1 protein-coding gene is annotated in these 580 nt (G+C 43.8%); it reads left to right on the forward strand.

Features of this window, described 5'->3' with window-relative positions; all coding sequences use genetic code 11:
* A partial coding sequence (locus IQQ51_RS20850) for a tyrosine-type recombinase/integrase (protein WP_193842017.1) occupies window positions 1-522 on the forward strand: 522 nt, incomplete at its 5' end.
* Between the last annotated feature and the right edge of the window lie 58 nt (window positions 523-580).

Raw genomic sequence — 580 nt, forward strand, 5'->3', positions numbered from 1 at the left:
TGTTACCTCGAGCATGAGGAGATTGGTCGGCTTTTGCGCGTCTGCAGTACGTTTCGCAATAAGTCGTTGTTACCTATTGTGAAAATCTGCCTTGCCACCGGTGCGCGATGGGGTGAAGCGGAAAATCTCAAGCCGGCACAAATCAAAAACAATTCAGTGACGTTCTTAAATACCAAGTCAAACAAGAACCGAACCGTTCCCATTAACCAGGTGTTATTTGACGAACTAAAGGCATTTAAGCCGGTGAATGATGAACGGATGTTTTTGAGTAGCTTATCTACGTTCCGTAAAGCAATTACCAAGGCTCATATCCAGCTACCTAAAGGGCAATTTACTCACGTTCTGCGGCATACGTTCGCCAGCCATTATGTAATGAATGGTGGAAACATTGTGAAGCTGCGCGACGTTCTGGGGCATAGCGAGATCACGACAACCATGCGTTATGCGCACCTGGCACCAGATCATTTAGAAGAGACATTAAGACTTAACCCATTAAATAGGCATCAAAATAATGACAACTGAAATTAAAGAAGACGAGCTAGAAGAAAATTCAAACCAAGAAGATGACAGCATCGAAGTT

The sequence above is a fragment of the Vibrio sp. OPT18 genome, assembly GCF_015163615.1.
Taxonomy (GTDB): domain Bacteria; phylum Pseudomonadota; class Gammaproteobacteria; order Enterobacterales; family Vibrionaceae; genus Vibrio; species Vibrio coralliirubri.